This window comes from uncultured Halorubrum sp. (assembly GCF_937146585.1).
Classification (GTDB): Archaea; Halobacteriota; Halobacteria; order Halobacteriales; family Haloferacaceae; genus Halorubrum; species Halorubrum miltondacostae.
In genome coordinates this window covers 1-4,172 of sequence record NZ_CAKZRO010000109.1, presented here as the reverse complement: position 1 = coordinate 4,172, position 4,172 = coordinate 1, and the positions used below count along the sequence as shown (strand labels likewise).

Annotated in this window: 5 protein-coding genes and 1 pseudogene; all 6 read left to right on the top strand. The window is 63.8% G+C overall.

Annotated features, from left to right (window positions below; genetic code table 11):
• On the top strand, positions 1-1,285 hold a 1,285-nt coding region (locus tag Q0116_RS09150), incomplete at its 5' end, for an L-lactate permease (RefSeq protein WP_297887173.1).
• Positions 1,286-1,344: 59 nt separating this feature from the next.
• Complete coding sequence (locus Q0116_RS09145) at positions 1,345-1,632, top strand: ribbon-helix-helix domain-containing protein (RefSeq protein WP_297887170.1); 288 nt, start codon at positions 1,345-1,347, stop codon at positions 1,630-1,632.
• Positions 1,633-1,883: 251 nt separating this feature from the next.
• The gene (locus tag Q0116_RS09140) at positions 1,884-3,182 is read left to right on the top strand and encodes a transposase (RefSeq protein ID WP_297887167.1); all 1,299 of its coding nucleotides are present in this window, start codon (positions 1,884-1,886) and stop codon (positions 3,180-3,182) included.
• A gap of 106 nt (positions 3,183-3,288) precedes the next feature.
• On the top strand, positions 3,289-3,507 hold the full coding sequence (locus tag Q0116_RS09135) for a type II toxin-antitoxin system RelE/ParE family toxin (RefSeq protein ID WP_008443429.1): 219 nt from the start codon (positions 3,289-3,291) through the stop codon (positions 3,505-3,507).
• A gap of 164 nt (positions 3,508-3,671) precedes the next feature.
• On the top strand, positions 3,672-3,803 hold the full coding sequence (locus Q0116_RS09130) for a hypothetical protein (RefSeq protein WP_297887159.1): 132 nt from the start codon (positions 3,672-3,674) through the stop codon (positions 3,801-3,803).
• 165 nt (positions 3,804-3,968) lie between these two features.
• Positions 3,969-4,172: pseudogene (locus Q0116_RS09125) on the top strand (RNA-guided endonuclease TnpB family protein); the annotation flags it as partial.

The following is a 4,172-nucleotide window of genomic DNA, read 5'->3' as shown; positions in this document are numbered from 1 at the left end:
GGCCGCCGCGGTGTTCGGCCTCTTTTTCAACGCGCCGAACCCGCCGTTCGGCGCGGCCGGGACGCCGGTCATCGGCGGGACCGGCGCCGTCATCGAACCGGCGCTGTCTGGCTCGGTGAGCGTCGCCGAGTTCCTCTCGATGGTCTCCGCGTGGTCCGGCGTCGTCACGGGGGTGACCTACGTGTTTTGGGGCCTGCTCGGCGTGTTCTTCCTGACGTACTGGTTCGGCGACGCCGACGGCGGCCGGAGCGTCGGCGGCGCCGTCCGCGACACGCTTCCGATCGCCCCGTTCGCGCTCCTGCTCGGTGCCGTCACCGGCGGGACGCAGCTGGCGATCGCGTGGGTCGTCGGCCCCGCGCTCCCCGACATCGCGGCCGGGTTCGTCGTCCTCGGTGTCGGGCTCCTGCTCGCGAACAACAATATCCTCGTCCCCGACCGCGAGTGGGACTTCCCGAGCGATTCGCGCTGGAGCGACACCTGGCTCGGCGGGCTCGAGCTCGACGAGATCTCCCGGGACCAGCCGAAAAAGGAGATGTCGGTGCTGCTGGCGTGGACGCCGTACCTGCTCGTCGCGGTCGCCCTACTCGTCACGCGGTGGCCGGACCTTACCCTCGCCGGGACCGAGGTGCTCGCGTGGATCCAGAGCTTCTCCGTCAGCATCGACTCGATCCTCGGCACGGAGCTCGGCTACACGCTCCAGTACCTCTACCTCCCGGGGACGATGCCGTTCATCCCGATCGCCGTCCTCACGGGGCTCATCCACAAGATGGACCTCGGCGAGATGGGGGCGGCGTGGCGGCGCTCGGTCGAGCAGGTCGCGCCCGCCGCGCTCACGCTTATCATCGCGGTGTCGATGACGCAGGTGATGATCCAGTCGCAGACGAACACCGCGGATCTCCTCGGGATGATGGAGGCGCTCAGCCGGGCGCTCGCGATCGGCGCGGGCGGCCTGCTCCCGCTGATCTCGCCGTGGATCGGCGCCATCGGCTCCTTCATGACCGGGAGCAACACCTCCTCGAACATCCTCTTCAGCGTGCTCCAGTACAACGCCGCCGAGACGGTCGAGCTCTCCCGGACGATCGTCGTCAGCCTCCAGAACGTCGGCGGCGGCCTCGGCAACATGGTCTCCGTGTTGAACGTCGCCGCCATCTGCGGCGTCGTCGGCATCACCGGCCGCGAGGGCGACCTGCTCCGCAAGGCGATCGTCCCGATGGCCCTGTTCGCGCTGTTCGCCGGGCTGTTCGGGATGCTCCTGAGCTACGTCCTCGTCCCCGGGCTGTTCTGACCCGCGCCGGATCGGTTCGGGGCCGATATTTTATATAACCGCTGACGTAACACACACGTATGTCTGAAACGGGTACGAACGACCCCGACGTCGACGACCCCGAGACGACGACGATCAACGTCCGCGTCACCGAGCGCCAGCTGGCGGAGATCGATGCGGCCTGGAAGGAAGAGGGCTACACGTCTCGGAGCGAGTTCCTCCGGCACGCGATCCGGGACGCGACGGAGCATCCGGGCGCGTCGCGCGACATGCTGGCGAGCATCGCCGCCGAGGAGTACGCGATGCGAAAGGGTGAGAGCGAGGCCGTCTCTCGCGACGAGGTCGTCGAGCTGATCGATGACACGTAGCGAGCGGAAGCCCACCCCTTCAGGGGTGGGTCTGAGCGACAACATTCCGTAGGAAACCACCCGCTACGACTCTTCTGGATATTCCACCTTATCGAGTCCTGTATTGACTAACTCGATGTATGCTTCGGTGAGGGTCCGGTCGGTTTCCTCGGCCCACTCTTTCACCTGTCCGTGGAGCGACCACGGAATATCCACGTTTGGACGCATCAGTGACAAGACTTTAGGACCGCAAGACTATATTAATTGGTGTCGTGAGGCGAACCAACACGTTCGCGGTACGCCCGCTCTCCAACGACGACAAGCGGCTACTGCGGGACCTGTTGGACGCCTCTGCGAGCCTGTGGAACGAGTTGAACTACGAGCGCCGCCAGCAGTTCTTCGACGGCGACAGCGTGTGGGACACCGCCGACTACCGGAAGCAGTACGTCGATGTGCTCAGCTCTGCCACCGCACAGCAGATCATTCGGAAGAACACATCCGCGTGGCAGTCGTTCTTCGCCGCCCGCGAAAACGGCGAGAATACCGCTCCGCCGGGCTACTGGGGCAACGAGGACGACGGCAGAGAACTCCGCACGTTCATCCGCAACGACCAATACACGCTGGAAGCCGGCGAGCGATCACGAGTCGAGATCCCCGTCGGCCACGCTCTGAAAGACGAGTACGGACTTGGCTATCACGACCGCCTGCGCCTCGAAGTTGCTGGCAACCCGAAGTGGGACGGCGAACAAGGTCGCTTGGAGATACAGTACGACGAGACGGACGACACGTTCAGGGCCTTTCAGCCTGTTACCGTGCCTGATTCCCAACAGGATTCACCACTGGCTTCGCACGAAGCCGCGCTGGACGTGGGCGCAAACAATCTCGTCGCCTGTACGACCACGACCGGCCAGCAGTATCTCTACGAGGGGCGTGACCTGTTCGCCCGCTTCCGTGAGACAACCGAGGAGATCGCCCGGTTACAGTCTAAACTCCGCGAGGGACAATACAACAGTCAGCGGATACGGCGGCTGTATCGCACACGGACGCGACGGCGCGACCACGCACAAGACGCGCTGGTTCGACACCTGATGGAACGGCTCTATGCCGAAGGGGTCACCACGGTATACGTGGGCGACCTCACGGACGTTCTTTCGACGCATTGGTGTGCCGAGGTGAACGCAAAGACGCACCAATTCTGGGCGTTCCGGGCGTTCATCGAGCGGCTGTCGTACACCGCCAAAGAATACGGTATCACGGTCGAGGTACGGTCAGAAGCCGACACAACGCGAACGTGCCCGGTGTGTGGCGAGCAGGATGACACCGACCGGGACGGCGACGTGTTCCGGTGTCCGTGCGGTCATGAAGCCCACGCCGACCTGTGTGCGTCTCGCACGTTCCTTGACGAGCAGGCTAGCGAACCCGTTAGGTCGATGGCACGGCCCGTGCGCCTCACGTGGGACGACCACACCTGGTCGGAGCTATCACACTCTCCCGAGAGGGCCAGTCCCAACGAGGAGCGCACAAACCAGAGTACCGGCGACGGGAAACTTGCCTCTGTGGGGACGGCATAGCCAACATCCCCACCGGAGGAATCCCACGGCTTCAGCCGTGGGAGGATGTCAAGACTGGACGTGGGAGTTTCGACCTCCTGCCGCGCGAGCGTTCGAGGGGCTCGATATGCCGATACAGCAGCGGATCGTCTCGAAGCTTGACGACATCGTGACCGACGAGTGGCGGGACCCACCAGAGTATATCGAACCCCTCTCCGGCGTTCCGCACGGGAAGATCCGTATCGGTGACTTTCGCCTCGGCGCCGATGCTGAACGCGACCGAGAGGTCGTGGTGATCTACGACATCGAGCATCGATCGGGCGCGTATCGCCCGGGCGACGACTGAGCGCCGATTCGAACGTAATGACCGACTCACAAACACCTGAGGAGAATTCGTCCGATGCCGATGATAGTCTGGACGGACCGCCCCTCTACGAGCGGCTGATCCAGTGAGCCGAGTACATCAAAGCACAGCCGCCGGAGGTGTGGGGACCACAGCAGAACGCCGTCGTGAACGGACAGATCGAGAGCGCGCAGGCGGTCGACGTGAGCGCCGAGGACAGAAAGCGGATTCGGGAGTTCGCGGACGAGACGTTGCGGGCGGAAGGTGAGAGCAATGAGGAGGGTGAGGACGGGGAGTAAATCGACACCAGAACTCAGCATTTTCGAGGTGGAGCCCCCGACCTCAAGGAGCGAACGGAGTGAGCGAGTAGGTCGGGGAGGAAACCGACATGGGACGACACAACCACCACACCCCGACCGACCGACTCCCGATCATATAAGTACCGTCGGGTACTCTCTGAAACTATGGGCGTGCGTCGAACCGCCGTCGTGAAACTCGCCGTTTCCGACGAGCAACGCGACGCACTCCACCGAACCGCCGAGCAATACCTGTACTGCGCGAACCGAACCGCCGACTACTGTTGGTCCGACACCTCCTACACTGAGTGTAAGACCAACAAGCGAGAGGTTCGTGACGCGCTCTATTCCGAACTTCGGGAGGAGACGGAC

Excerpts from the sequence above, each read along its gene's own strand:
- Q0116_RS09145 (WP_297887170.1), top strand. The coding sequence starts at position 1,345 with ATGTCTGAAACGGGTACGAACGACCCCGACGTCGACGACCCCGAGACG.
- Q0116_RS09135 (WP_008443429.1), top strand. The coding sequence starts at position 3,289 with ATGCCGATACAGCAGCGGATCGTCTCGAAGCTTGACGACATCGTGACC.